Genomic DNA, 26537 nt, shown 5'->3' with positions numbered 1-26537 from the left:
CCGCACGATGAGCAGATCCAAGCGTCATGCACGTGTCATGGGAGGCCTGCGGGCCGCCGTGTCCCTGGCCGGCTGCACCGCCCTGGTGCTGGCCGTCACGGGCACCACCACCGCCCAGGCCCAGGGCCGCGACCCGGGCCGCGAGAGGCTGGCCGCCGGTGACGGCTGGGGCTCCGCGGGCACCGGCACCACCGGGGGCTCGGCGGCCGACGCCGCGCACGTCAGGACCGTCACCACCTGGGAGCAGTTCAGGACCGCGCTCCGGGAGGGCGGCACCGCACCGAAGATCATCAAGATCAGGGGCACGATCGACGCCAACGCCGCGGGCTGCTCCTCCTTCGCGGCCGACGGCTACGACTTCGGCGCCTACCTGGAGAAGTACTCCCCGGAGAACTGGGGCCTGGACACGGACCTGGAGGGCGAGCCCGCCGACAGCCCCGAGGGACTGCGCCGGATCTCCGCCGCCCGCCAGGCCGAGGCCGTCAAGGTGAGCATCCCGGCCAACACGACCGTCATCGGCGTCGGGAGGAACGCGGGGCTGAAGGGCGCGAGCCTGCAGATCACCGGCGTGGACAACGTGATCGTCCGCAACCTCACCGTCGAGAGCCCCCTCGACTGCTTCCCGCAGTGGGACCCCACCGACGGCGCCACCGGCAACTGGAACTCCGAGTACGACAGCGCGGTCGTGTACGGCTCCACGCACGTCTGGCTGGACCACAACACGTTCACCGACGGCGCCCATCCCGACAGTTCGCTGCCCAGGTACTTCGGCATGGTCTACCAGCAGCACGACGGCGAGCTCGACATCGTGAAGGGCGCCGACTTCGTGACGGCCTCCTGGAACGTCTTCACCGAGCACGACAAGACCCTCATGATCGGCAACAGCGACAGCGCGGCCACCGCCGCCGTCGACCGCGGCCACCTCAAGGTGACGCTGCACCACAACCTGTTCTCCGGCGTCGTCGAGCGCGCCCCGCGCGTCCGCTTCGGGCAGGTCGACGCGTACAACAACCACTACGTCGCCGACACGTCGTACGCCTACAGCTTCGGCATCGGCATGGAGTCCCGGCTCGTCGCCGAGAAGAACGCGTTCACGCTGCCGGCCGGCGTCAGCGCCGCGAAGATCCTCAAGAAGTGGAAGGAGGCCCCGGTCACCGCCACGGGCAACCACGTCAACGGCGCACCCGTCGACCTGATCGCCGTGCACAACGCGGAGATCCCGGCGGAGACGCTCCAGTCGGGGGCGGGCTGGACGCCGACCCTGCGCACGCGGGTCGACTCCCCGAAGGCGGTGCCCGGCATCGTCGACCACCGCGCGGGCGCCGGAAAGATCTGCTGACCCGCGCCGACCGGCCGGGCCGGAGCGGCTCCGCACGCGCCCCGCACCCGGGGCCCGCCGCTCCGGCCCTCCGGCCCCACACCCGCACCCGCACCCGCACCCGGAACCTGGCTGCGCACCCGCACCCGCACCCGGAACCTGGCTCCGGCCCCGCACCCGGAACCTCTCGGGGTCCGGACCGGGGCCTGCCGCTCCGCCCCCTCCCCACCACCGCCTCCGCGACCTGGCGAAGACCCGGGCCGCGGCGAAGGAGCATCACCATGCCCTCGCGTCATCCCCGGCCCGCCCCCGGACGCAGGACCTTCCTCGTCGCCGGCACCGGAGCCGCCCTCGCGCTCGGACTGTCCGGCCCCGCGCACGCGGCCCCGCGGTCACCCTTCGGACGGTACGGCTCGCCCGCCGCCCGCCTCACGGAGCGGACCGTGTACGTGGACGCGTCCGGCGCCGGTGACTTCACCGGCGTCCAGGCCGCGGTCAGCGCCACCACCGGCGCCGGCACCACCCTCGTCATCGCCCCCGGCGTCTACCGCGAGACGGTCGCCGTCGGCACCGCGCGTACGGACATGACCTGGATCGGCGCCTCCGAGAACCCCCGTGACGTCGTGGTCGTCTACGACAACGCCAACGGCACCCCGAAGCCCGGCGGCGGCACCTACGGCACGACCGGATCCGCCACCACCACCGTGCAGGCCGACGGCTTCACCGCCCGCTGGATCACCTTCGCCAACGACTGGCTGCGCGCCGACCACCCGGAGACCACCGGCACCCAGGCCGTCGCCCTCAAGGTCCAGGGCGACCGCTCCGCCTTCCACCACTGCCGGTTCCTCGGCCACCAGGACACGCTGTACGCCGACTCGGCGGCGCTCGGCACCTTCGCCCGCCAGTACTACGCCCACTGCTACGCCGAGGGCGACGTGGACTTCGTCTTCGGCCGGGCGACCGCGGTGTTCGACCACTGCCGCTTCCACACCCTGGACCGCACCGACCTCGCCGGCGCCCCCTACGGCTTCGTCTTCGCCCCGTCCACCGCCGCCGCCAACCCGCGCGGCTACCTCGTCACGCACAGCCGGATCACCAGCGGGGCGCCGGACGCGTACTACAAGCTGGCCCGGCCCTGGGTGCCCGGCTCGGACCCCACCGCCCGCCCCATGCTGACCGTCCGCGACACCCGCCTGGACGCCGGGACCGACGCCCGCGCGCCCTACACCGACATGTCCGCCGCCCACCCGTGGCAGGACCAGCGCTTCGCCGAGTACCGCAACACGGGCCCGGGCGCCGCCGTTCCGGTCCCGGAGAACCGGCCCCAGCTCACTCGGACCGAGGCCGCGTCGGCGACCCGCGAGGCGTACCTCGGCGACTGGACACCGTGGAGGCAGTGCTGACAGACACAGGCTTACGCTCTCCTGCACCAGGGCCGGCGCGAACGGCCGTGCCCCGTACGCACGGACGCCCCCGCCGGTCGTCACCGGCGTGGGCGTCGTCCCACCGGCCCTCACCGGCAGGGGTGTTGCTCCGCCGGCCGAGGGGGTTCGGCCGGCGGGACTCGGAGACGGCGGGGCGGTCAGTCGTAACTGACGTCCGACGCCTTGTACTTGCAGGTGGTGCCGTCGGGGCCGCTGCCGAGCTGCGTGGGCTCCTTGCCGGTGTTGTTGCCCTGGAAGCGGACGCACGGCTTGATCTTCTTGCCGCCGTCGCCGTGGACGCGCACCCTGCTGAGCGTCGCGGTGTCCCCGTAGTTGGCGTTGACGCCGACCAGCGTCTTGCCCGGCGTGGTCACGTCGACGTCGTCCACGACGATCGTGCGCTTGTACTGCTTGGAGCAGTTGCCGCACGAGCGGACCAGCTTGCCGAAGTTCTCGACCTGGAAGCCGGTCACGGTCAGCTTGCCGGCACCGTTGAACTGGAACACCTTGTCCGAGGCGGACCTGGCGCCGCCCCCGGTCACGGTGTAGGTGGCCGACGACGAGGTGCCCTTGAAGCTCGCCGCGTCCTCGCCGACGTCCAGCCACCACACGTTCCGCAGGGTGCAACTGCCCTTGCAGTGCACGCCGTCGGCACCCGGGGTGCCGATGACGACGTTCTTGAGGACCGCGCCGTCCGCCAGCTCGAAGACGGGGTCCTGGCCCTCGGACTGCCCGCCGTCGCCGAGGGCGCCGCTGCCGTGGAACTCGCGCAGCTTGCCGTCGTAGGTGCCCGAGACCTCGATCGTCTTCGTCACGGCCTTGCTGCCCTTGGCGTCCGGCCAGGACGTCGCGGCGCCGGCCGTGCCCAGCATCGAGGTGGTGACGATCGCCGCGCCGGTGAGGCCGAGAGCGGCCGCGCCGCCGATGACGGCGCGCCGCCGGGTGACCGTGCGGCGGTGGCGTACGCGCTGTTCGACTCGTGCAGTCATGAACCGTGTTCCTTGGGGGTGGGGGAGATCTTTACGTCTCCTGGTCGCCGCCCGCCCGGAAAGGGTTGCCGCCCACGCGCACTTTTCTCACACCGCGTCTCCACGGACCGCGATCCGTTCCTCCACGGGCCGCGGCCGGACGCCGCTAGGAGCCACCGTCGTCCGTGCCCCGGCGCGCGAAGTCGCCGGCCACGCGCAGCCGCAGGTCCGCCGCCTCGGCGGTCGCCGTGTAGCGGTCGTCCTTCGCGTCCCGGCCGCCGCGCGCATGGTCGTACTGGCCGGCGAACACCCACTCGCCGGCCGGGACGCCGCGGCCCGCCTTGAGGACCCACGTGTAGACGAGGAACCCGTCACGTTCGTCCACAGTCAGCGTGAAGTCGTCCTCCGGCAGCGACCGCCAGGCACCGGCCGACGACACCCCGCCGGTGAGCGCGATCCGCAACTCCACGGTGAGCGCCGTGAGCCGCCTCCCCGTCTTGAGGGTCACCTCGCTCTGCGCCCAGAAGTCGTTGCTGTGCGGGTCGACCGATCCGTCGGACCACAGCGGGCCGTCCTCGACACCCGCCGCGGGTGACCGCGGCGTCGCGGGAGCGGACGCCGCGGCGCCGTCCCGGGCCGTCGGCGTGGGCGACGGGGACGCGGCCGGTTTCCCGGACCGCTCCGGCGCGCCCGAACCTTCCGGCGAGTCCGCCGGCCGCGGTGCCCGGCTCGTCGCGCCCGGGGAGGCGTCGGGGGAGGGGGAGACGGCGACGGTCCGCTGCGCGGGGCCCTCGTCCCGCAGGGCCGACGCGACCGCGTAGCCGCCCACCGCGAGGACACCGGCGACCGCGGCCGTGGCGCCGACGACCCGGACCCAGCCCAGAGCCCTGGGGCCCGCCGTGCGCGCGGGGCCCTCGTCGGAGCCCGCCATCCCGCGCTCGACGCGGGCCAGCATGCGTGCCCGGTCCGGCTCGTGCGACCCGACCGCCTCCCGCAGCCTGCCGCGCAGCTCGTCGTGCACGTCCGGCGCCTTCCTCATCGGTCCGTTCCTCCGGCTCCGCCCGCGCGCAGCACCGCTGCGTGCACGCGCCGCGGGGCCTCCTGCGTCCCGAGGAGCCGCTGCAGTTCGGCCATCCCCTTGGACGTCTGGCTCTTCACCGTACCGACCGAGACACCGAGCGCGAGCGCCGTGTCCTTCTCCGAGAGGTCGAAGGCGTGCCGCAGCACCACGCACGCGCGCTTGCGGAACGGCAGCCGGCGCAGCGCCTCCTGGACGTCCACCACCCCCGGCACGTCGGGGTTCTCGACCCTGTCCTCGCGCTGCGACCAGAACAGGGTGATCCGGCGGCGCTCGCGCACCGCGCTGCGTACGCGGGTGCGGGCCAGGTTGGCGACCACGCCCCGCGCGTACGCCACAGGATGGTCCGCGGCGCGTACCCGGTCCCAGCGGTGCCACAGGGCGAGCAGCGCGTCCGCCGCGAGGTCGTCGGCCGCGTCCGCCTCGCCCGTCAACAGGTGGGCCAGACGCGCCAGTTCGGCGTAGTGCCGTTCGAAGAAGGCGTGGAACTCCACGGAGGCGGCGTCGTCGACGACCGTGCCCACGGGCGACCTCTCCTCGCTGCGTCTTCTCGGCGACCGGTGCTGGGGGCGCGTATACGGCCCCCGGTTCGACCCGGGCGCCGACTCGCGGGCCGCCAGGGCGAGATGCGTGAGCGTACCAGCGTACGTACGGGTCTTCGAACGGCGTATGGCGGGCCGAACCCGATTCCGTAACACGGGGAAAACCTGAACGGGGCGCATCACGGGAACAATCCAGCCAGCATCCGCACACCCGCCACGCAGGCAACGAGGAGCAGCACCATGTCCGATACGCAGAAGGTGGCCGAGCGCCCGGCGTCCCCGACGCCCGCCGTGAACGGCGTCGACCGGTACTTCAAGATCTCCGCCCGCGGTTCCACCTTCGGCAGAGAGATACGCGGCGGCTTCGCCACGTTCTTCACCATGGCCTACATCCTCGTCCTGAACCCGATCATCCTGGGCAGCGCGAAGGACAAGTTCGGCCACCAGCTCGACGCCGTCCAACTCACCACCGCCACGGCCCTGGTGGCCGCCGTCATGACGATCGTGATGGGCATCGGCGGCAACCTCCCGCTCGCCCTCGCCGCGGGCCTCGGCCTCAACGCCGTCGTCGCCTTCCAGATCGCCCCGCTGATGAGCTGGGACGACGCGATGGGCCTGATCGTCCTCGAAGGCCTGCTCATCTGCGTGCTGGTGGTGACCGGTCTGCGGGAGGCCGTCATGCACGCCATCCCGCAGCCCCTGAAGCAGGCGATCAGTGTGGGCATCGGCCTGTTCATCGCCTTCATCGGCTTCGTCGACGCCGGGTTCGTCAGCCGCATCCCCGACGCCGCGAACACCACCGTCCCGGTGCAGCTCGGCGGCACCGGAGCGCTCGCCGGCTGGCCGGTCCTCGTCTTCTGCCTCGGCGTGCTGCTGACCATCGGACTGCTCGCCCGCAAGGTCAAGGGCGCCATCCTCATCAGCATCGTCACCATGACGGTCGTCGCGATCGTCATCAACTCCGTCGCCGACGTGAAGAGTTGGGGACTGACCACACCGAAGGTCCCCGACGACGTGGTGGCCTCACCCGACTTCGGGCTGCTCGGCGACTTCAGCCTGTTCGGCGCCTTCGGCGAGGCGAGCGCGATCACCGTGGTGCTGCTCGTCTTCACGCTGGTCCTGTCCGACTTCTTCGACACCATGGGCACGGTCGTCGGCATCAGCGCGGAGGCGGGCCTGCTGGACGAGGACGGCAAGGTGCCGCAGCTGGGCCGGGTGCTGCTGATCGACGGGGTGGCGGCGGTCGCCGGAGGCGCGGCCTCGGCGTCCTCGTCCACCTCGTACATCGAGTCGGCGGCGGGCGTCGGCGAGGGTTCGCGCACCGGCTTCTCGAACCTGGTCACGGGCGGCCTGTTCGCCCTCGCGCTGTTCCTGACCCCGGTTCTGACCATCGTCCCGCTGCAGGCCGCCGCCCCCGCGCTCGTCGCCGTCGGCTTCCTGATGATGACCCAGGTCAAGCACATCGACTGGGACCGCTACGAGATCGCCATCCCGGCGTTCCTCACCATCGCCGTGATGCCCTTCACGTACTCGATCACCAACGGCATCGGCGCGGGCTTCGTCTCCTACGTCCTCATCAAGACGGTCCTCGGCAGGGCGAAGGAGGTCCACTGGCTGCTGTGGGGCGCGTCGGCCCTGTTCCTGGTGTACTTCGCCATCGACCCGGTCGAGCAGATCCTCGGCGTGAAGTAGTAGCCGCCGGCACGCCGCGGGCCGCCCTCCGGATGTGAGGGCGGCCCGCAGACTCGTGCGCACCGCGTCGAACGCGGGCTCAGTCCCGCAGCGCGGCCTCCATCGCGGCCTTCGCGACCGGGGCGGCCAGGCCGTTGCCGCTGACCTCCGAGCGGGCCGCGTCGGACTGCTCGACCAGGACCGCCACGGCGACCTCCTTGCCCGTGGAGTCCGACGTCGCGTACGACGTGAACCACGCGTACGGCGTCTTGCTGTTGTTCTCGCCGTGCTGCGCCGTACCGGTCTTGCCGCCCACCGTGGCACCGGCGATCCGCGCGTTCGTGCCCGTGCCCTCCTCCACGACCGTCCGCATCGCGGACCGCAGCTGCTCGGCCGTGGACGCGCTGACGATCCGCTCGGTGCCGGTGCTGTCGTCGTAGTCCTTCAGCACGTCGCCGTCGGCGTCGCTGGTCCGCGCCACCATGTGCGGCGAGACCAGCTCGCCGCCGTTCGCGATGGCCGCCGAGACCATGGCCATCTGCAGCGGCGTCGCCGTCACGTCGAACTGGCCGATGCCCGTCAGCGCCGTCTGCGCCGGGTCCATGCCCGAGGGGTACACGCTCGGGTAGGCGCGCACCGGCACGTCCTGCGTCCGGTCGTTGAAGCCGAACTTCTCCGCCATCGCGCGGACCTTGTCCTGGCCGAGGCTCACGGCCATCTTCGCGAAGACGTTGTTGCAGGAGTACTGGAGGGCGACCCGGATCGACGCGTCCTCGCAGGGCGCGGAGGCGTTCTCGTTCGCCAGGACCCGGGTCGTGCCCGGCAGCGTGTACGGGTTCGGGCTGTCCGTCCGCGCGTCCACGTCCCGGTACAGCCCGTCCTCCAGGGCGGCCGCCGCGACGACCAGTTTGAACGTCGAACCGGGCGGCAGCGGCTGGCGCAGCGCGCGGTTCGTCATCGGCTTGTCCGAGGACTTGGTCAGCCGCTTCCAGGCGGCGGAGTCGCCGGTGCTGAGCAGGCCGGGGTCGTACGAGGGGGTGGAGACGGCGGCCAGGATGCGCCCGGTCTTCGGGTCGATCGCGACCGCGGCGCCCTTCTTGTCGCCGAGCGCACGGTAGGCGGCCTTCTGCACGGCCGGGTCGATCGTCGTGACGACGTCACCGGGGTCGGCGCGCTTGTTCGTCAGGGTGTCCAGCGGGTTCTTCAGCTGGTTGTCCGTGCCGTCGAGCAGGCTGCGGTAGACGCCCTCCAGCTGCGTCGCCCCGTACACCTGCGAGCTGTAGCCCGTCACCGCCGCGTACAGACTGCCGTTCTTGTACGTGCGCTTGTACTCCAGGTCACCGCCCTTCGTCCGCGCCGAGCCGGTGATCGCGTCGCCGGCCACGATGATGTCCCCGAGCGGGTGCGCGTACTGCTCGATCGCGTTCCGCCGGTTGTGCTTGTCGTCCGCGAGTGCCGTCCCGTCGTAGAACTGCACCCAGGTCGCCCGGACCAGCAGGGCGAGCACGAGCAGCAGCGTGAAGACGGCGGCATGCCTGATCGTCTTGTTCATTGCGCCCTGGAAGACGAATGAACGGGCTCGAATCGTTCCCTTCCGTCCGCATTTCTCATCCGCCTTTCATGAAACGGGGCGCTCAGGCGGAGTCCCGTACGAAGCGCGCCTCGTACGCGGCGATCACCGCCTGGGTGCGGTCCCGGGTGCCCGTCTTCGCCAGGACGGCGGCCACATGGGACTTCACCGTCGCGGGCCCCACGCCGATCCGGGCGGCGATCTCGGCGTTGGTGAGGCCCGTCGCCATCAGCCGCAGCACGTCCCGCTCGCGGTCGGTGAGCCGCGCCACCCACGCGGGCGGCTCGGGGTGGGCGCGGGCGTGCTCGGCGGCCAGCGCCCGCACCGCCGAGGGGAACAGCAGGCTGTCGCTGCGCGCGACCAGCCGCACGGCCTGGACGAGCGCGTCCGCGTCGGCGCGCTTGAGCAGGAACCCCGAGGCGCCGGCGCGCAGCGCCTCGTACACGTAGGAGTCGTTCTCGAAGGTGGTCACCACCACGACGCGGGGCGGGTCGGGGAGCGTCGCGAGGATCTGCCCGGTGGCGCGGATGCCGTCGGTCTCCGGCATGCGGACGTCCATCAGGACGACGTCCGGCCGCAGTTCGCGCACCACGGACACCGCCTCCGCGCCGGTCGCCGCCTCCCCGACGACCTCCAGGTCCGGTTCCGCGGAGAGGATCACGCGCAGCGCGGTGCGCACCATGCGCTCGTCGTCCGCGAGGACGATCCGGATCGTCGGGCCGGTCATGCGGCTCCCTCCACGGGCAGTCGTACGAGCAGGCGCCACACCCCGTCCACGGGGCCGGCCTCGGTCGTGCCGCCCAGCAGCCGCGCCCGGTCCGCGACGCCGCTCAGGCCGTGGCCTCCGCCGGGACGGGGAGCGGGGGCCCCGGTGACCGGGTTCTCGGCGGTGATCTCCAGCGTCTTCTCGCCGCGCGTGATCCGCAGGAGCACGGGGGCCCGCGGCCCGGCGTGCCGCAGCGCGTTGCTCAGCGCCTCCTGCACGATGCGGTACGTCTCCCGGGAGACCAGCGGCGGCAGCGTCCCGGGGTCCACCTCGACCTCCGCCGTGACGGTGAGTCCACCGGCACGGGTGCGGCGCAGCAGGCCGTCGAGGTCGGCGAGGGTGGGGGCCGGAGCGATGGCGCGGCCCTGGACGCCGGTGTCCTGTCCGGTGTCGCCCTCCCGCAACACCCCGAGTACGGCGTCCAGTTCACCGACCGTGCGGCGGGTGGTGTCCTCGATCGCGGCGAGGGCCTCGCGGACGAATCCGGGGTCGGTGTCCAGGACCCGCCGGGCCGCGCTCGCCTGGAGGGTGACGGCGCTGAGCGCGTGGCCGACGGAGTCGTGCAGCTCGCGGGCGAGCCGGTTGCGCACCGCGAGGTCCGCGGCCCGCCGTTCGGCCGCCGCGAGCCGGTCCTCGGGAGCCGGCCCGAGCAGTACGGGCGCCCGGCGGGCGAGCAGCCCTCCCGCCCCGGCCGCACAGGCCGCGAGCGCGATCAGCGACGCGGCCCCGGCGACCGGCGAAAGCGCCAACGCCCAGGAGTGGTCCAGGACTTCGGGGAGCCCGAGCCGGGAGTCCCGCAGAAAGGACACGGCGGGCAGCGCGATCAGCACGGCCGCGAACGGCGGTACGGCGAGGGACATCCCGGCGACGATCCCGCCGAGGCCGAGATGCAGCGTGAACCAGCCCGCGGTGCGGCGCCGGGCCGCCGGGGTCCGCGCGGGGCCGTCGGCGAGCCGGTCGCCCTCGACACCGCACAGCGCCCGCACCGCGGCCACCGACAGCGGCCGGGTGAGCGGGAACAGGGCGGTCACCGCGGCGAGCGGCAACCCGACCGCGAAGGAGGCGAGTTGAAGGGGGAGGGAGCCGAAGACGTACCGCGAGTCCGCCAGCGGTCCGACGACGACCTCGCCCACGAGGACGTACGGCATCGCGAGGGCGCCGCCGAGGATCAGGTGGATCCACCGCAGCCGCGCCCGCCGTCCGAACAGGAACCGGGCGAACGCGCTCACGCCGGCCGCTTCGCCCGGGTGGACCGCTCCGCCAGGAAACGCGCGGCGACGGTGATCACGAGCAGGCCGACAATCATCTGCCCAGCGTAGGTGAGGTTCATCAGCCCCGTGGGGCGTCCGGCGAGGTCGTCGGAGCCGCCCAGGCCCGCCAGCGAGAGCCAGCCGCCCCAGCAGGCGGTGGCCCCGGAACCGACCCAGGCGAGCGCCAGCGGCACCCGCGCCGGCAGCGCGGGTCCCCGCCGGAAGGCGAGCAGGACGGCGCCCGCGACGGCGGACAGCAGGAAGACGGCGTCCAGCGCCTCCAGCACGTGGAAGTCGGCGGTCCGGTGCGCGGCGCGACCGGCGCTCAGCCCCGCCGTGCCACCGCAGGCCCACAGCAGGTGCGCGCCGGCCGGGACGAGCGCGAGGACGGCGGCGGCGACGGCGGTGGCCCGCTGCGCCGGCCCCACGCCGCTCGCGGGCAGTTCCCGCAGGCGGCCCCGCCACAGCTGTCCCCAGCGGTCCCGCGCGTACAGGACGAACAGGGTGCCCAGCGTGAGCCCTTGCACGATGAACCCCGTGTAGACCACCGCGAAGACCCACTCGTCGAGGAACGGCTCGCGTCCGGTGTCCGCCGCCCGGTTCACGGACCCGCCGAGCGCCCCGACGAGGAGTTGAAGCGGATACCCGGTCATCACGGGTGCGAGCAGTCCGGTCGCCGTCCACATCGGCAGGGCGAGCAGCCACGCGGGCACGCGCAGCCCCCAGGGCCGGGTCAGCAGCAGTACGAGCACGATGACGGCGCCGTCCATCGCGACCGTCAGGCCGTTCGCCACGACCAGTTGGGCGCGGTGCTCCAGCAGCGGGCTGCCCGCGGGGATGCCGAGGTGACTGCCCGCGATCCAGGCCGACTTGAGGGACAGGTACGGCAGGCAGGAGACGACGGCGACGACCCGCAGGACCCGGCGCGCCCGCGCGGGACGCCCGCCCGGGGAGGGTGTGCCGGCGGGGACCGTCGCGGAGAGGGAGGGCTGCGTCATGCCCCCACCGTGGCGTGGCGGGACGCTGCTCCACGTCCTGCGCGGCGACGATCCGCCTCCGCCGCACGGGGGAGAGGCGTCCGGTCCCCGCCCGGGGTTCGGTCTCCCGGGGTTCGGTCCAGCGGGGTATCGGTCCCGCAGGGGTCAGTCCTGCGGGGTTCAATCCCGTGGGGTTCGGTCCCACGGCGTTCTTCAGCCCCGCGGCGTTCAGTCCCGCAGTGCGAGGACGACCTCGTCGATCTCCTCGGCGCGGGCCTCGGCGTAGCCGCGGGTGCGCTCCGTCTCCCGGAAGCCGCACTTCTCCAGAACCCGGACGGAGGCCGCGTTGTCCGCGGCGGCCCGGGCGCGCAGCGGGCGCTCGGGGACGGCGGCGAGCAGCGCACGCAGGGCCGCCGTCGCGATACCGCGGCCCCAGTACGCGCGGTCGATCCAGTACGTCACCTCCAGCTCGCCCGGCTCGCCGTACACCGCGGCGCTGCCGACCACGTCACCGTCCACCAGGACCGTGCGCACCACGGCGGAGGAGGACCGCACGCGGCGCCAGTGGGCGTCGAACAGCTCCCGGTCGGCCGGGTCCCGGGCCGTGAACGCGGCCATCCGGTTCGACTCGGGGTCGTTCGACAGCCGGAAGAAGACCGGCAGGTCGCTGTCGTGCACGGGGCGCAGGGCCACCTCCACGTCAGAGCCTCCTCGTCGCGAGGGTGAGCCGGTCGCGCGCGTCGAACAAGGCGTCCTTGACCATCTGCTCGTGGGCGGGCGTGAGGCGCGCCACCGGCACCGAGCAGCTGATGGCGTCGCGGGCGGGCGTCCGGTACGGGATCGCCACGCCGAAGCAGCGCAGCCCCAGCGTGTTCTCCTCGCGGTCCACCGCGAAGCCCTGCTCCCGCACCTGGTGCAGCTCCTCGATGAGCTTCTCCCGGTCGGTGATCGTGTGCTCGGTCAGCGCGGGCAGCGTCTCGGGGAGCATCTTGCGGACCTGCTCGTCGGTGTGGGTGGCGAGCAGCGCCTTGCCCAGGGAGGTGGAGTGCGCGGGCAGCCGCCGTCCCACCCGGGTGAAGGGGCGCAGGTAGTGCTGCGACTGGCGGGTGGCGAGGTAGACCACGTTCGTGCCGTCGAGGCGGGCGAGGTGGATGGTCTCCGTCGTGTCGTCCGACAGGCGGTCCAGGGTGGGCCGGGCGGCGGCCACGACCTCGTCGCCGTCGATGTAGGAGGTGCCGACGAGCAGCGCGCGGACGCCGATGCCGTACCGCGTGCCGGTCGCGTCCGTCTCCACCCAGCCGAGCTCGACCAGCGTGCGCAGCAGCATGTAGAGGCTGGACTTGGGGTAGCCGACGGCTTCCTGCACGGAGGCCAGGGAGTGCATTCCGGGCCGGCCGGCGAAGTACTCGAGCAATTCCACGGTCCGCACCGCGGACTTGACCTGCGCCCCGCCGCCTGTCTCGACTGCCGACATCGCCCTTGACCCCTTCGTTGGACGAGAAATAGTCTCCAACAGCATATTCACCATCAGAGACAGCGTTCAGCATATCGAACGCCCCTGGTGAGTGACACAGGAACTGCGGCATCACATCTGGAGGAACCCGCGGTGGCAGCAGCACCAGTCTGGAGTGTCGACCCCCGTACCGGGAAGCAGCGCGAGCAGGTTGCGGTGGAGGCCACAGCCCAGGAAGTGGACGAGGCCGTCCGCGCCGCGCACGCCGCCAGAGGGGCCCTCGCCGACCGCACCGTGCGCGCCGCCTTCCTGCGCACGGCGGCCGACCTGCTCGAAGAGGCCAAGGACCGGCTGGTCGAGGCGGCCGACGCGGAGACCGCGCTCGGCCCGGTCCGGCTCACCGGCGAACTCGCCCGCACCTGCTACCAGCTGCGGGCCTTCGCGGACATCGTCGACGAGGGCGCCTTCCTCGACGTCGTGATCAACCACCCCGACGACACCGCGACCCCGCCGATCCCGGACCTGCGCCGCTACAAGGTGCCGCTGGGCGTCGTCGCCGTCTACTCGGCCTCGAACTTCCCGTTCGCGTTCTCGGTCGCGGGCGGCGACACCGCCAGCGCGCTCGCCGCGGGCTGCCCGGTCGTCGTCAAGGCCCACCCCGACCACCCGGGGCTGTCCGAGCTGGTCGCCTCGACCCTGCGCAGGGCCGCCGCCCGGCACGACGTGCCCGCCGGCGTCGTCGGCCTGGTCCACGGCTTCGAGGCCGGCGTCGAGCTGGTGAAGCACCCGCTCGTCTCCGCGGCCGGATTCACCGGCTCGGTCCGCGGCGGACGCGCCCTGTTCGACGCGGCGGCCGCCCGCCCCGTGCCGATCCCCTTCCACGGCGAGCTCGGCTCGCTCAACCCCGTCGTCGTCACCGAGGCCGCCGCCACCGAGCGCGCCGAGGCCATCGGCGCCGGGCTCGCGGGCTCCATGACGCTGGGCGTCGGCCAGTTCTGCGTCAAGCCCGGCCTGGTGCTGGCCCCCGCGGGCGACGCAGGGGACCGGCTGCTGAAGTCCCTCACCGACGCAGTCAGCGACACCGAGGCGGGCGTCCTGCTCGACCACCGCATGCGGGACAACTTCCTGGCCGGGGTCGCCGAGCGCACCGGGCTCCCGGACGTGGAGTCCCCGGTCACCCCCGGCGCGGGCGGCGAGCACACGGTGAGCCCCGGCTTCCTGACCGTGCCGGCGCGGAACCTCGCCGCCGAGGGCGAGCACGACCTGCTGCTGGAGGAGTGCTTCGGTCCGCTCACCGTCGTCGCCCGCTACGAGGACGACGCGGAGGCCGGCGCGGTGCTCTCCCGCCTCCCCGGCAACCTCACCGCCACCGTGCACCTGTCCACCGAGGAGGCGGCAGGCGAGGGGCGCGGCGCCGAGATCCTCGCCGAACTGACCCCGCTCGCGGGCCGCGTCCTGGTCAACGCCTGGCCGACCGGCGTCGCCGTCGCCCCGGCCCAGCACCACGGCGGCCCCTACCCGGCGACCACCTCCACCTCGACCTCGGTGGGCGGTACGGCGATCGAGCGCTGGCTGCGCCCGGTGGCGTACCAGAACGCGCCGGAGACCCTGCTGCCGCCGGAGCTGCGCGACGACAACCCGCTGGGGCTGCCCCGCCGTTACGACGGGCGGCTGGAGCGCTGAGCACACCGGCCTGGGACACTCGGCGGATGGACGTCGAGATTCCCGAACTCCCTTTCCCGCTGCGCACCTACGGGCCGGACGGCCACTGGTCGTACGAGGACGGAGTGCTCACCGGATGGGCAGGCGCGCGGCAGGACCGCTTCGTGCCGCCCACCGGTGAGGCTCTGGACCCCGCCTCCGACGCACCCCGGCTGCTGGGCGCGCCCGAGGGCGACTTCCAGCTGATAGCCCGGGTCACCGTCGGCTTCGCCGGCTCCTTCGACGCCGGGGTGCTCTACGTCCACGTGGGGGAGCGGGCCTGGGCGAAGCTCTGCCTGGAGTACTCCCCGGACGTGCCCACCGTCTGCACGGTGGTCACCCGGGGGCACTCCGACGACGCCAACTCCTTCACCGTCGACGGCAGTTCCGTCTGGCTCCGGGTGAGCCGCACGGGCCGCGCCTTCGCCTTCCACGCCTCCCGCGACGGCGTCCGCTGGACCTTCGTCCGGCTGTTCACCCTCGGTGACGAGGAGGCGTCCGGGGCGGCCCTCGTCGGCTTCATGACGCAGTCGCCGATGGGTGAGGGCTGCGTGGTGACGTACGACGCCGTCGAGTTCCGCCCCGACTGGCCGAAGGACCTGCGGGACGGCAGCTGACGGTTCGGGCCCCTCCGCTGTTCGTCCGGGGCGGGTCGGGTCGGGTCGGGGGAAGCCCTAGCGGGCCGGGCGCAGGCGGGTGGACGCCGCCGCCGTCGCGGCCAGCGCGAGCGCGCTCAGCGCCAGGCTCGTCCGCAGCCCCGCCTCGAACCCCCCGGCGACCAGCGACCCGAACGCCGCGACGGCCAGCCCGCCGGCCACCTGCCGGGCGGAGTTGAGGACACCCGCCGCCAGCCCCGCCCGCTCCGGCGGCACCGCGTCCATCATGGCGGCCGTCAGCGGCGGCACGGTCAGCGCGCAGCCCAGAGCCACCGGGACGAGCAGGACGGCCACCAGGCCGGTCGGCGTGGAGGCGTCGACGCACAGGAGCGGCAGGAGCCCGGCGGCGGCCAGGCTCTGCCCGATCACCATCGGCCGGCGGGGCCCGTACCGCCCCGCCAGCTTGCCCGCCGCGAGGTTCGTCACCGCGATGAGCCCGGTCATGGGCAGGAACATCAGCCCCGCGTACAGCGCGGAACGGCCCTGCACCTGCTGGAAGAAGAGGGAGAACAGGAAGACCACCCCGTAGAACCCGACGCTGCACGCGGCCCCCGCGGCGACCGCCACCCGCACGTTCCGGCCGCGGAACAGTCCGAGCGGTACGACGGGACGCTCCCGCCGCGCCTCCACGCGGACGAAGGCGACGGCCGACGCCACGGCCACCCCCAGCGCGAGGAGCCCCCAACGCCCGCCCTCGATCACGGCGAACGTCAGCGCCGTGAGCGCGAGGACCGCGGTGAGCTGGCCCGGCAGGTCCAGCGGCGCCGGCCGGCGCTCCGAGCGCGGCGCCCTGAGCAGCAGCGCGAGAGCCACCGCGCCCAGCGGCACGTTGACGAAGAAGATGCCGCGCCAGTCCCAGGCGGTGGTCAGCGCGCCGCCGGCCACCGGTCCGAGCGCCACCGCGACCGATCCGCCGGCCGCCCACAGGGCCACCGCGCGCGAGCGCCGCACGGGGTCCGGGTACGCCTGCCGCACCAGGGCGAGCGAGGCGGGCAGCACCACCGCCGCGGCGGCGCCCTGCACCACCCGGGAACCGATCAGCACCGGCAGGGTCGGGGCCAGCCCGCAGGCCACGGAGGCCAGGGTGAACACCCCGGCCCCGAGGGCGTACGCGCGACTGGCCCCGGCCCGGTCCGAGAACGCGACCGTGGACAGCATCAGGGCCGCGAACGCCAGCGTGTAGGAGTCCACCACCCACTGGAGCCCGGACATCCCGCTGCCGAGGTCCGAACCGATCGCCGGCAGGGCCACGTTCACCACGGACGCGTCGAGGGTGATCAGTGCGAAGCCGAGCAGCGCCGCCGCGAGGGTCAGGGCGGGGGACGGGGGCGGCCCGGCCCTGCGCGCGGAGGAGGGGACGGACGGCCCGCTCACGGGCGTCTCGGTGGTCCGGTTCGTCGGCATGCCCCCATGCTGCGGATCACCGGCGGCGTAGAGTAGTGGCCCGAATGACATACGTCCGGAGGTTCTGGCCATGTCCCGCGTACCCGGCGTCCGCCGCGTCGCCGTCGTCGCGGCGTCACCCGTGTCGATGTTCAACCTCGCCATCCCCGAGATGCTGTTCGGAAAGGTGGAGGTCGACGGCGAACCGGGCTACGAGGTGGTCATCTGCGCCCCCGAACCGGGCCCCGTCCCCACCACCGGCGGCCTCGACCTTCATGTGAGCCGGGGACTCGACGCCGTACTGGACGCGGAGACGGTCCTGGTCGCGGGCACCGGACAGCGGTACGTGCCCGACCCCCGCACGGTGGCCGCCCTGCGCGAGGCCGCCGCGGCCGGGAAGCGGATCGCGTCGATCTGCAGCGGCGCCTTCGCGCTCGCGGAGGCCGGACTGCTGGACGGGCGCCGCGCCACCACGTACTGGGAGCAGGCCGGGGAGCTGCGCAGGCGCTACCCGTCGCTCGAACTCCAGGGCGACGTCCTGTACGTGCAGGACGGCCCGATCATGACCTCGTCCGGGTACGCCGCCGGGATCGACCTGTGCCTGCACATCATCCGCGGCGACTACGGCGCCGCGGTCGCCAACCGGGTGGCCCGGCTCGCGCTCGTCGCCCCCGTACGCCCCGGCGGCCAGACGCAGTTCACGCAGACACCGCTGCCGCCGGAGCGCGGCACCGCCTGCGCCGACACCCGCGGCTGGGCCATGCGCAACCTCGACAAGCCGCTCACCCTCACCGACCTGGCCCGGCACGCCGGGGTCAGCGTCCGCACCCTCACCCGCCGGTTCCACGCCGAGAGCGGGGTCAGCCCACTCCAGTGGCTGCTGCACCAGCGCGTCGAGCGGGCCAAGGAACTCCTGGAGACGACCACCCTGCCGATGGACCAGGTCGCCCGCGCCTGCGGCCTCGGCACCGCCGACTCCCTCCGCGGCCACCTGGTCCGCCGCACCGGCCTCACCCCGAGCGCCTACCGCACCCAGTTCGACCGCCGCGGAACCGCGGCCGGGCCGCCCACGTCCTCCGTTGCATGATCGGAGACCGCGCGGCCCGGGTGAACCGGGTGATCAGGACCGCACTGCCCGCCGAGGCCCCGGCGGTCGCCGCCCTGCACGCCCGGGCCCGGGCGACGTACTACCCCGACGGCCTGCCCGACGACGGCATCGACTGGCCGGCCAGGTGGCGGCAGGCCATCGACCGCCCGGACGGCCACGTGCTGTGCGTGGTCGAGCGCGGCCGGATCGCCGCGCTCGCCTCCTTCCGGACGACCGAGGACGCGCCCGCCGACACCGTGAAGCTCTTCCAGTTCCACGTCGACCCCGAGCACTGGCGGACCGGCATCGGCACGGCCCTGCACGCCGCCTGCGTCGAGCAGTGGCAGGCCGACCGGAAACGGACCGCGTCACTGGACGTGCACGTCGACAACCGGCGCGCCCAGGCCTTCTACGCGCGCCAGGGCTGGGTCCCGGACCCGGCGAACCCGCCGGCCGAGGACGACCACCACCTGTTCCTGCGCTTCACGGTCCCGGGGGAATGACCCGGGCGCACCGGACGTTCACGTACGCGGCGGAGGACCTCTCCGTACCCCGTACGACCTGGAAGAAGCCGAAGAATGCGCGTCGAGATCTGGAGCGACATCGCCTGCCCGTGGTGCTACGTGGGCAAGGCCCGCTTCGAGAAGGCGCTCGCCGCCTTCCCGCACCGGGCCCAGGTGGAGGTGGTGCACCGCTCCTTCGAGCTCGACCCGACGCGGGCCAAGGGCGACACCGGACTCGTCCTGCCGATGCTGGCCGCGAAGTACGGCATGAGCGAGGCGCAGGCGCAGGCCGCCGAGGACAACCTCGGCGCGAACGCCGCCGCCGAGGGCCTGGAGTACCGCACCGAGGGCCGCGACCACGGCAGCACCTTCGACATGCACCGCCTGCTGCACCTCGCCAAGGAGCGAGGCCGCCAGGACGAGCTGATCGGCCTGCTGTACCGCGCCAACTTCGCGGACGAGCGGTCGGTCTTTGACGACGACGAGCGCCTCGTGGAGCTGGCCGTCGCCGCCGGCCTCGACGCGGACGCCGCCCGCGCGGTCCTCGCCGACCCGGCTGCCTACGCCGACGAGGTCCGCGCCGACGAGCGCGAGGCCGCCGAGCTGGGCGCGACCGGAGTCCCCTTCTTCGTCCTCGACCGCACCTACGGCGTCTCCGGCGCCCAGCCCGCCGAGGTCTTCACCCAGGCGCTGACCCAGGCCTGGGGCGACCGGTCCCCGCTGACCCTGCTCCAGGAGCCGGGCGGCGCCGCGGAGGTGTGCGGCCCCGACGGCTGCGCCGTCCCGCAGAACTGAGCACGCGGACCCGGGCCCGGCCGGCGGGAAACCGCAGGTCGGGCCCCATCCATAAGCAACGCTTGGCGAAACTGCGTAAAAATCGGCAATGGACGGGGGCTTCCGGGGGCCGCAGAGTGGTCCCATGGAGACCTTCGAGACCCTCGTACGAGCCGAGTTCGCCCCGAAGAACACCTACCTCAACACCGCGAGCACCGGGCTGCTCCCGGTCCGCGCGGTGGACGCCATGCGGGCCGGCGTCGAGTCCGTGGCGGCGGGGCAGCCGCAGGACATGTTCGCGGACGTGGAGGCGGCCAGGTCCGCCTTCGCCCGGCTGGCCGGCGTCTCCGACCGCCGGGTCGCGGCCGGCGCCTCCGTCGCCGTCTACACCGGCCTGATCGCCGCCTCGCTCCCGGCGGGCGCCGAAGTCCTCACCGCCGAGGCCGACTTCACCTCCGTGGTGAACCCCTTCCACGTCCGCGGCGACCTCAAGGTGCGCACCGTGCCGCTGGAGCGGATCGCCGAGTCCGTGCGGCCCGGTACGGCACTGGTCGCCGTCAGTGCCGCGCAGTCCGCCGACGGCCGCGTCGCCGACCTGGCCGCGATCCGGGACGCCGCCCGCACGCACGGGGCACGGACGTACGTCGACGTGTCCCAGGCCGCCGGCTGGCTGCCGATCGAGGCGGACGCGTACGACTTCGTGTCCTCCGTCGCCTTCAAGTGGCTCGTCTGCCCCCGGGGCGTGGCCTTCCTGGTCGTCCCCGAGGACCTCGGCGGCCTCACCCCCGTCTTCGCGGGCTGGGTCGCGGGCGAGCGCCCCTGGGACAGCTGCTACGGACCCGTCGAGGAACTCGCCCACTCCGCAAGGCGGTTCGACGAGAGCCCCAGCCTGTTCTCGTACGCGGGGGCCCGTAGGTCGCTGGCGCTCATCGAGGAACTGGGCGTGGACACCGTACGGGCCCACGACCTCGCCCTGGCCGACCGGTTCCGCGCGGGGCTCGACCGGCTCGGGCACCGGCCCGTCCCCGCCCCCGGCTCACCCATCGTGTCCGTCCCCGAACTGGGGCACCGGCAGGCCGAGTTGAGCAGGGCCGGGGTCGAGGTGTCCGACCGCGCGGGCAATCTGAGGGCGGCCTTCCACCTCTACAACACCCCCGCGGACGTCGACCGCCTGCTGGACGTCCTGTCGGGCTGACCCGAACGGGGCCGCCCGCCCGCGGTGCCGCCCGGTCCCCGCGCGACGGGACCGACCGGCCGGGCGTGCGTACGCTGGAGGGAGCGGGGCGACGGGGCCGCGGGCCGGCCCCGGCCGCCGTGCCGACCACGGCCCGGAAGGACGGCGCCGGATGACCACCGAACACGAGCGGGTACGAGAGCTGCTGGCGGACTGGGCCGCGGGAGCGCTGCCGCCCTCGGACGAGAAGACGGTGCCGTCGCACCTGGCGGGATGCGAGTCCTGCGCCGCCGAGGCGGAACGGCTCCGGCGGACGGTGCGGCCGCTGGGCGGCCCGGACGGCGCGGGCGACGGCCCGCCGGGTCCTGGCGCCGTGCCGCACACAGCCGGTGGCGCCCGGCCCACGGCCTCGCGCACGCCTCCCGCGGCGGCGCCGGTCGCCGCGCACGCGGCGCCCTACGCGGCCGCGGTCGTCGCACTGCGTCCGCTGCTGCGTGAGGCGGACACCGCAGGTTCGTGGCGGACGCCCGTCGTGCACGGCTGGGACGTGCACGCCACCGTCGCCCACCTGATCGCCGCGGACGAGCCGCTGGCGCTGCGGCTGGGCCTGGCCGCCCGGGTGCCGCCGTCGAGGACCGTCACCGGGGAGGGCGCCGGGTGGCGCGAGGAGTGGGGCGCGCGGACCGCCGAGGTGATCGCGTACGAGCGGGCGCGCGCCCCGCGGGAGACCGTCGCCGCGTGGGCCGAGCAGGCCGCGGACCTGCTCGCCACCCGTGAGGCACGCGAGCCCGAACCGGCCGCGCAGTGCACGACGCTGATGGGCGTCAGGCTCCCCGTCGCGGACCACTTCCTCGTCCGCGCCTTCGAGACGTGGATCCACGGCGCCGACATCGGCCGGGCGCTGGGCCTCGCCGTGCCCCCGCCGCCCGAGCCGCACCTGTGGCAGCTCGTCCGCCTCGCCGTCCGTATCCTCGGCACGGCGCTGGGTCCACAGGCGGCACCGGTGCTCTTCACGGTGACCGGCCGCGGCGGGGACACCGAGTGGGTGCTGGGCTCGGAGGACGAGCCGGTGCGCGCCGAGCTCGTCCTGGACCCGGTCGACCTCTGCCTGCTCGTCGGCGGCCGGAGCACCCCCGAGGAGGTGCCGCGCGGCGCGACGGGCGACTCCACGGCGGTACGCGCCGTGCTGGACAGGGCGGCGTCACTGGCCTGGTTGTGATCATCCGGAGCCGCGTGCCACGCCGGGGGCCCGGCACCCCGTGGGGGTGCCGGGCCCCCGGCCTGACCGCGGTCGGTCACTGCACCGGGGTGAAGTCCCGGGCGCCGATGAACTCCGGCCGCCGCACGGGCGCCGCGAACGGCTCCACCGCGGCGTTCTCCACGCTGTTGAACACGATGAAGACGTTGCTGCGCGGGAACGGCGTGATGTTGTCACCCGAACCGTGCATGCAGTTGCAGTCGAACCACGTGGCCGACCCCGCCTTGCCGGTGAACAGCTTGATGCCGTGCCGCCCGGCGAACGCGGTGAGCGCCTCGTCCGAGGGTGTGCCCGCGTCCTGCATCTGCAGCGACTTCTTGTAGTTGTCCTTCGGCGTGGCCCCCGCGCACCCGAGGAACGTCTTGTGCGACCCCGGCATGATCATGAGACCGCCGTTGGTGTCGAGGTTCTCGGTCAGCGCGATCGAGACGGACACCGTCCGCATGTTCGGCAGACCGTCCTCGGCGTGCCAGGTCTCGAAGTCCGAGTGCCAGTAGAACCCGCTGGCCCCGAAGCCCGGCTTGACGTTGATCCGCGACTGGTGGACGTACACGTCCGAGCCGAGGATCTGCCGGGCCCGGCCCACCACGCGCTCGTCGCGCACCAGCCGCGCGAAGACCTCGCTGATCCGGTGCACCTCGAAGACCGAGCGGATCTCCTGCGACGCCGGCTCGACGATCGAGCGCTCGTCGGCGCGGATGGCCGGATCGGCGACGAGCCGCTCCAGTTCGGCGCGGTAGACCCCGACCTCGTCGGGGGTGATGAGCTCCTCGACGGCGAGGAACCCGTCGCGCTCGTACGCCTGGAGGTCGGACGCCTCGATCGGGCCCGGGTCGCCCGGCGCGCCCCAGACGACCGGGTCCTGGCGGGGCACGGACACCTCGGTGGCGCCGCGGCTCGGGTAGAGGTCGGTGGTCCTCTCGGGGGTGAGGGTCATGGTGCTCAGACCTCCTCGGTCAGCAGCGGGTAGACGCCGTTCTCGTCGTGGTCCTCCCGTCCGGTGACGGGCGGGTTGAAGACGCAGACGCACCGGAAGTCGGTCTTGGGGCGCATGGTGTGGCGCTCGTGGCCGTCGAGCAGGTACATCGTGCCCGGCGTGATCCAGTGCTTCTCGCCGGTCTCGTCGTTGGTCAGCTCGGCCTCGCCCTCCACGCAGAGGACGGCCTCGATGTGGTTCGCGTACCACATCGACGTCTCGGTACCCGCGTACAGGGTCGTCTCGTGGAGGGAGAACCCGACCTTCTCCTTGGCGAGCACGATGCGCTTGCTCTCCCAGGTGCCGGTCGCGGCCTTCACATGCCGGTCGGTTCCCTCGATGTCCTTGAACGATCGGACGATCACGGTGAGTTGCTGCCTTTCTGTCGTGCGTACGCGGTCAGGCGACCGTCTCGCGGACGGCGCGGGCGAGGGTGCGCAGACCCTCGTCCAGCTCGTCGGGCGTGATCGTCAGCGCCGGGAGCAGCTTGACGACCTCGCTCTCCGGGCCCGAGGTCTCGATGAGCAGACCGAGTTCGAAGGCGCGCTGCGCGACACGTCCGGCGCGCTCCTTCTCCTTGAACTCCAGGCCCCACACGAGGCCGCGGCCCCGGTACTCCTTGATGTCGGCGAGGTTCTCCTCGGTGATGGAGATCAGCGCCTGCTCTACCTGCTCGCCGCGGGCGCGGGTCTGCTTCTCCATCGCGGAGCCGTCGGTCCAGTACGCCTCCAGGGCCGCGGCGGCGGTGACGAACGCCGGGTTGTTGCCGCGGAAGGTGCCGTTGTGCTCGCCCGGCTCCCAGATGTCCAGCTCGGGCTTGAACAGGCACAGCGACATCGGCAGCCCGTAGCCGCTGATGGACTTGGACACGGTGACGATGTCGGGGGTGACGCCCGCCTCCTCGAAGGAGAAGAAGGCGCCGGTCCGGCCGCAGCCCATCTGGATGTCGTCGACGATGAGCAGCATGTCCTGGCGCTCGCACAGCTCGGCGAGCGCGCGCAGCCACTCGGCGCGGGCCACGTTGATGCCGCCCTCGCCCTGCACCGTCTCGACGATCACGGCGGCGGGCTTGTTGAGACCGGAGCCCTGGTCCTCCAGCAGCCGCTCGAACCACAGGAAGTCCGGGACCTGGCCGTCGAAGTAGTTGTCGAACGGCATCGGGGTGCCGTGCACGAGCGGGATGCCGGCGCCCGCCCGCTTGAAGGCGTTGCCGGTGACGGCGAGCGAGCCCAGCGACATGCCGTGGAAGGCGTTCGTGAACGACACGATCGCCTCGCGGCCCTTCACCTTCCGGGCCAGCTTCAGCGCGGCCTCCACCGCGTTGGTGCCCGTCGGGCCCGGGAACATGACCTTGTAGGGCAGGTCGCGCGGGCGCAGGATCAGGTTCTGGAAGGACTCCAGGAAGGCGCGCTTGGCGGTCGTCGACATGTCGAGACCGTGGGTGACGCCGTCGCGCTCCAGGTAGTCGATGAGGGCGCGTTTGAGCACCGGGTTGTTGTGGCCGTAGTTGAGCGACCCGGCGCCCGCGAAGAAGTCGAGGTACTCGTGGCCGTCCTCGTCGTACATGCGGCTGCCCTGGGCGCGGTCGAAGACGGTGGGCCAGCCGCGGCAGTAGCTGCGCACCTCCGACTCCACGGTCTCGAAGACGCTCAGGTCGGGCTGGGTGATGGTCACAGCGAATCTCCTCCTGGGAGATGAAGTCGTGGGGGGATGCCGGAGAGGGCGGGGCGGATCAGAAGGACAGCGGTCCGATGCGGTGCAGCACCTCGGGGTCGTGCGGCCCGTCGGGGAACTGTCCGGTGTCGAACAGCACCTCACGCTCCAGGTCCGCGCCGTGGCGTGCGGCGTACGAGGCGAACAGGCGCTCCGAGGCGGTGTTGCCCGGCGAGACGGTGGTCTCCACGAAGTCGAGGCCGCGCTCCCGCGCCACCCGCGCGGTCAGTCCGTCGAGCAGGGCGCCGGCGAGTCCGCGTCCGCGACAGGCGCTGTCCACGGCCACCTGCCACACGAGCAGCGTCCGCGGCTGCTCGGGGCGGATGTAGCCGGTGACGAAACCGACGGGCCCGCCCTCCGCGTCGCGCGCCACCGCCGAGGTGCCGGCGAAGTCACGGCACCACAGGAGGTAGCTGTACGAGGAGTTCAGGTCGAGGTTTCCGGAATCCTTGGCGATGCGCCAGAGCGCGGCCCCGTCGGCCACCCCCGGACGGTCGATCCGGAGTCCTTCGGGCATTTCCAGGAATTCCGCTTGCAGGTCTGCTGGTGCGGCGGTCATGCCGGTTGAATTTACCCAGCGAAAGTTGAAATTGCATCGTCGGCCGGGGTTACGTACCGGCCACCCGTGTGTTATCACGCGGGCGTGAGTTCTCCGCTCCGGGCGCTGAGTTATGTGGGGTATTGCCCGGATATTAGGGGAGGAATCGGGCCCTCTGTGGAGTGTGTCACAGCCATGTGACCTCCTCGGCACCCGCCCGAAATGCATCGCTCGGTGTTCGCAAAATCTTCGCGTTTAGCCACACGGGAAGCGGGCAGAAGAGGACGGGAAGCTACGCCGGACAATGCGAATGGAATGAGCGGGGAAAAGCGCGTTGAATTCTCGCGGAAGCGGACTCTATTGGCACGCGTGAAAAGTGAGCCGCTTCACGTGCGCGGCGCTTCCGTCCTTTATGGGACAGCTCACTCGCGCGGAACGTCCGGGCGCGGGATGCGCGGGCGGCAAGAAACGCCCCGCCCGCAGGAAGCGGACGGGGCGCAGGGGGCTGCCGCGCGGCCGGAGGGGCCGCAGAGTCCGGCCGGGCGGTCGGAGCGGTTCACGCGCGGACGGCCCGCACGGGCAGGGGACCGCGGTACTGCGGGAGCAGGCTCACGCCCAGGCGTCCGCCACGGCGCGTCCCGCGGCCTCCAGGTCCACCGTCGCGCCCACCTCGGCCAGGGCGGAGCCCAGCGTGGCCAGGCAGGCCCGCACGACACCGCGTGTGGCGTCCGGCCCGTAGTGGTTCACCCGGATCATCTCCTTGGCCAGCGCGCCGCCGCCCGCGGCCAGCGGAAGCGCGGGGTCGGCGGCCAGGGCGCGCGCGACCAGCCCGGACGCGTCGACGCCCGACGGGGCGCGCAGCGTCGTCGCCACCGGAGCGGCGTCGGACACCTCGTGCACGTACGGCTCGATGCCCCCGCCGAGCGCGAGCGCCCCCGCGCGGGTGGCCGCCGCCGCCGAGGCGTGGCGGGCCATCACCGCGGCCGGCCCCTCGGCCTCGATGCGCTCGACGCACGCCTCCAGGGCCAGCATCTCCAGCTGCGCGGGTGCGTGCAGCAGCGTCGTACGGCCGCCGTCGATCCACCGCTCCTTCCAGTCGAGCAGCGACAGGTACGACCGGCGGGGGGCCGCGGGGTTCGCGGCCATCCGCGCCCACGCCCGCTCGCTCACGGACACCGCCGACACGCCCGCGGGCCCGCCCATCGCCTTCTGCGCCCCGATGACGCACAGGTCGACACCCCACGCGTCCGGCAGCACCGGCTCGGCGCCGATCGAGGCGACGGCGTCCAGGTAGAACAGCGCGCCGTGCTCGCGCACCACCTCGCCGATCTCCCCGACCGGGTTCGTGTTGCCGGTGGCCGCCTCGGCGTGCACCAGCGAGACGAAGTCGATCTCCGGGTGCTCGGCGAACGCGGCACGGACCTGCGCGGCCGTGACCGCCGCGTGGAACGGCACGGCGAGGTCGACCACGGTCGCGCCGCAGTCCCGCAGCCAGTCGCCGAAGGTCTGCCCGTAGGGCCCCGTGATGATGTTGAGGGCCGTCGTCCCCGGCCCCGCGGCGGCGCGGATGGCGCCCTCCAGGGGGAGCAGCGCCTCGCCCTGCATGATCACGACGTCCTGATCGGTGGAGAGCAGCCGCGCCACTCGGTCCTCGATCGACGCGAAGCGCGCCGCGGTCAAGGGGGCCAGGTCCAGGAAGGGGTGGGTCACGGCGACGCTCTCTTCGCTCACGGGTTCCAGTACGCGGATTCCAGTAC

25 protein-coding genes are annotated in these 26537 nt (G+C 73.2%); 10 read left to right on the top strand and 15 right to left on the bottom strand.

Annotation, left to right across the window (positions count from 1 at the left end; all coding sequences use genetic code 11):
* Positions 1 to 7 precede the first annotated feature (7 nt).
* A complete protein-coding gene (locus tag ACFYQQ_RS26880; RefSeq protein WP_355792427.1) occupies positions 8 to 1339 on the top strand; it encodes a polysaccharide lyase family 1 protein in 1332 nt (443 codons plus the stop codon).
* Positions 1340 to 1599: 260 nt separating this feature from the next.
* Positions 1600 to 2721, top strand: a complete 1122-nt coding sequence (locus ACFYQQ_RS26875) for a pectinesterase family protein (protein WP_355792429.1) — start codon at positions 1600 to 1602, stop codon at positions 2719 to 2721.
* A 179-nt stretch (positions 2722 to 2900) separates the two neighbouring features.
* Here the strand turns inward: ACFYQQ_RS26875 and ACFYQQ_RS26870 are convergent, their stop codons facing one another.
* From ACFYQQ_RS26870 to ACFYQQ_RS26860, 3 genes are all read right to left on the bottom strand, one after another.
* On the bottom strand, positions 2901 to 3731 hold the full coding sequence (locus ACFYQQ_RS26870; RefSeq protein WP_355795021.1) for a pectate lyase: 831 nt from the start codon (positions 3729 to 3731) through the stop codon (positions 2901 to 2903).
* Between the two features lie 145 nt (positions 3732 to 3876).
* Positions 3877 to 4749: a hypothetical protein gene (locus tag ACFYQQ_RS26865; protein WP_356239140.1), complete on the bottom strand. Its 873-nt coding sequence runs from the start codon at positions 4747 to 4749 to the stop codon at positions 3877 to 3879.
* Positions 4746 to 5312: a SigE family RNA polymerase sigma factor gene (locus tag ACFYQQ_RS26860; protein ID WP_356239143.1), complete on the bottom strand. Its 567-nt coding sequence runs from the start codon at positions 5310 to 5312 to the stop codon at positions 4746 to 4748. Before ACFYQQ_RS26860 ends, ACFYQQ_RS26865 begins: the two co-directional genes overlap by 4 nt.
* Before the next feature lie 258 nt (positions 5313 to 5570).
* Between ACFYQQ_RS26860 and ACFYQQ_RS26855 the strand changes: the two genes are divergently transcribed.
* The gene (locus tag ACFYQQ_RS26855) at positions 5571 to 7022 is read left to right on the top strand and encodes an NCS2 family permease (protein ID WP_355792360.1); all 1452 of its coding nucleotides are present in this window, start codon (positions 5571 to 5573) and stop codon (positions 7020 to 7022) included.
* A gap of 79 nt (positions 7023 to 7101) precedes the next feature.
* Here ACFYQQ_RS26855 and ACFYQQ_RS26850 read toward each other — a convergent pair whose 3' ends face one another.
* From ACFYQQ_RS26850 to ACFYQQ_RS26825, 6 genes are all read right to left on the bottom strand, one after another.
* A complete protein-coding gene (locus ACFYQQ_RS26850; RefSeq protein WP_355792363.1) occupies positions 7102 to 8553 on the bottom strand; it encodes a penicillin-binding protein 2 in 1452 nt (483 codons plus the stop codon).
* Positions 8554 to 8635: 82 nt separating this feature from the next.
* Positions 8636 to 9298, bottom strand: coding sequence for a response regulator transcription factor (locus ACFYQQ_RS26845; RefSeq protein ID WP_356173478.1), 663 nt, complete (start codon positions 9296 to 9298; stop codon positions 8636 to 8638).
* Entirely contained in the window at positions 9295 to 10566 is a 1272-nt protein-coding gene (locus tag ACFYQQ_RS26840) for a sensor histidine kinase (protein WP_388905363.1), read from the bottom strand. Before ACFYQQ_RS26840 ends, ACFYQQ_RS26845 begins: the two co-directional genes overlap by 4 nt.
* The gene (locus ACFYQQ_RS26835) at positions 10563 to 11585 is read right to left on the bottom strand and encodes a hypothetical protein (RefSeq protein WP_388905361.1); all 1023 of its coding nucleotides are present in this window, start codon (positions 11583 to 11585) and stop codon (positions 10563 to 10565) included. The genes ACFYQQ_RS26840 and ACFYQQ_RS26835 overlap by 4 nt, the downstream gene beginning before the upstream one ends.
* Positions 11586 to 11792: 207 nt before the next feature.
* Complete coding sequence (locus ACFYQQ_RS26830; protein ID WP_355790683.1) at positions 11793 to 12263, bottom strand: GNAT family N-acetyltransferase; 471 nt, start codon at positions 12261 to 12263, stop codon at positions 11793 to 11795.
* 1 nt (position 12264) lies between these two features.
* Entirely contained in the window at positions 12265 to 13038 is a 774-nt protein-coding gene (locus ACFYQQ_RS26825) for an IclR family transcriptional regulator (RefSeq protein ID WP_355790681.1), read from the bottom strand.
* A gap of 132 nt (positions 13039 to 13170) precedes the next feature.
* Here ACFYQQ_RS26825 and ACFYQQ_RS26820 point away from each other — a divergent pair, with 132 nt between their 5' ends.
* Both ACFYQQ_RS26820 and ACFYQQ_RS26815 read left to right on the top strand, forming a co-directional pair.
* Positions 13171 to 14700 (top strand): aldehyde dehydrogenase (NADP(+)), encoded by a 1530-nt coding sequence (locus ACFYQQ_RS26820; RefSeq protein WP_355790678.1) that lies wholly within the window; start codon positions 13171 to 13173, stop codon positions 14698 to 14700.
* A gap of 26 nt (positions 14701 to 14726) precedes the next feature.
* Positions 14727 to 15335, top strand: a complete 609-nt coding sequence (locus ACFYQQ_RS26815) for a DUF1349 domain-containing protein (protein WP_355790675.1) — start codon at positions 14727 to 14729, stop codon at positions 15333 to 15335.
* 57 nt (positions 15336 to 15392) lie between these two features.
* Here ACFYQQ_RS26815 and ACFYQQ_RS26810 read toward each other — a convergent pair whose 3' ends face one another.
* Complete coding sequence (locus ACFYQQ_RS26810; RefSeq protein ID WP_388905358.1) at positions 15393 to 16778, bottom strand: MFS transporter; 1386 nt, start codon at positions 16776 to 16778, stop codon at positions 15393 to 15395.
* Positions 16779 to 16848: 70 nt separating this feature from the next.
* On the opposite strand from ACFYQQ_RS26810, the gene ACFYQQ_RS26805 reads away from it, so the two are divergent.
* The 5 genes from ACFYQQ_RS26805 (at position 16849) to ACFYQQ_RS26785 (ending at position 21514) form a co-directional block, all read left to right on the top strand.
* Positions 16849 to 17844: a helix-turn-helix domain-containing protein gene (locus ACFYQQ_RS26805; protein WP_355793906.1), complete on the top strand. Its 996-nt coding sequence runs from the start codon at positions 16849 to 16851 to the stop codon at positions 17842 to 17844.
* Positions 17841 to 18347: a GNAT family N-acetyltransferase gene (locus ACFYQQ_RS26800; RefSeq protein ID WP_356239156.1), complete on the top strand. Its 507-nt coding sequence runs from the start codon at positions 17841 to 17843 to the stop codon at positions 18345 to 18347. Before ACFYQQ_RS26805 ends, ACFYQQ_RS26800 begins: the two co-directional genes overlap by 4 nt.
* A 75-nt stretch (positions 18348 to 18422) precedes the next feature.
* Positions 18423 to 19142 carry a DsbA family oxidoreductase gene (locus ACFYQQ_RS26795; RefSeq protein ID WP_356173495.1) on the top strand — a complete coding sequence of 240 codons (720 nt, stop codon included), beginning with the start codon at positions 18423 to 18425 and terminating at the stop codon, positions 19140 to 19142.
* Between the two features lie 124 nt (positions 19143 to 19266).
* Positions 19267 to 20316 (top strand): aminotransferase class V-fold PLP-dependent enzyme, encoded by a 1050-nt coding sequence (locus ACFYQQ_RS26790; protein WP_355794824.1) that lies wholly within the window; start codon positions 19267 to 19269, stop codon positions 20314 to 20316.
* Positions 20317 to 20467: 151 nt separating this feature from the next.
* Positions 20468 to 21514 (top strand): maleylpyruvate isomerase family mycothiol-dependent enzyme, encoded by a 1047-nt coding sequence (locus tag ACFYQQ_RS26785; protein WP_356173498.1) that lies wholly within the window; start codon positions 20468 to 20470, stop codon positions 21512 to 21514.
* Positions 21515 to 21590: 76 nt separating this feature from the next.
* Here ACFYQQ_RS26785 and thpD read toward each other — a convergent pair whose 3' ends face one another.
* From thpD to ACFYQQ_RS26760, 5 genes are all read right to left on the bottom strand, one after another.
* The gene (thpD, locus tag ACFYQQ_RS26780) at positions 21591 to 22490 is read right to left on the bottom strand and encodes an ectoine hydroxylase (protein WP_355791483.1); all 900 of its coding nucleotides are present in this window, start codon (positions 22488 to 22490) and stop codon (positions 21591 to 21593) included.
* Positions 22491 to 22495: 5 nt separating this feature from the next.
* Complete coding sequence (locus ACFYQQ_RS26775; RefSeq protein WP_355791480.1) at positions 22496 to 22894, bottom strand: ectoine synthase; 399 nt, start codon at positions 22892 to 22894, stop codon at positions 22496 to 22498.
* Between the two features lie 34 nt (positions 22895 to 22928).
* A complete protein-coding gene (gene ectB / locus ACFYQQ_RS26770; protein ID WP_355791477.1) occupies positions 22929 to 24203 on the bottom strand; it encodes a diaminobutyrate--2-oxoglutarate transaminase in 1275 nt (424 codons plus the stop codon).
* A 58-nt stretch (positions 24204 to 24261) separates the two neighbouring features.
* Entirely contained in the window at positions 24262 to 24801 is a 540-nt protein-coding gene (gene ectA, locus ACFYQQ_RS26765; RefSeq protein ID WP_355791475.1) for a diaminobutyrate acetyltransferase, read from the bottom strand.
* Between the two features lie 588 nt (positions 24802 to 25389).
* The gene (locus tag ACFYQQ_RS26760) at positions 25390 to 26490 is read right to left on the bottom strand and encodes a pyridoxal-phosphate-dependent aminotransferase family protein (protein ID WP_388905464.1); all 1101 of its coding nucleotides are present in this window, start codon (positions 26488 to 26490) and stop codon (positions 25390 to 25392) included.
* Positions 26491 to 26537: the final 47 nt, after the last annotated feature.

Origin of the sequence: Streptomyces sp. NPDC005496, from assembly GCF_042872045.1 — a bacterium.
In the GTDB taxonomy this organism is placed as follows: Bacteria; Actinomycetota; Actinomycetes; order Streptomycetales; family Streptomycetaceae; genus Streptomyces.
This window is presented reverse-complemented; position numbering and strand designations above follow the sequence as displayed.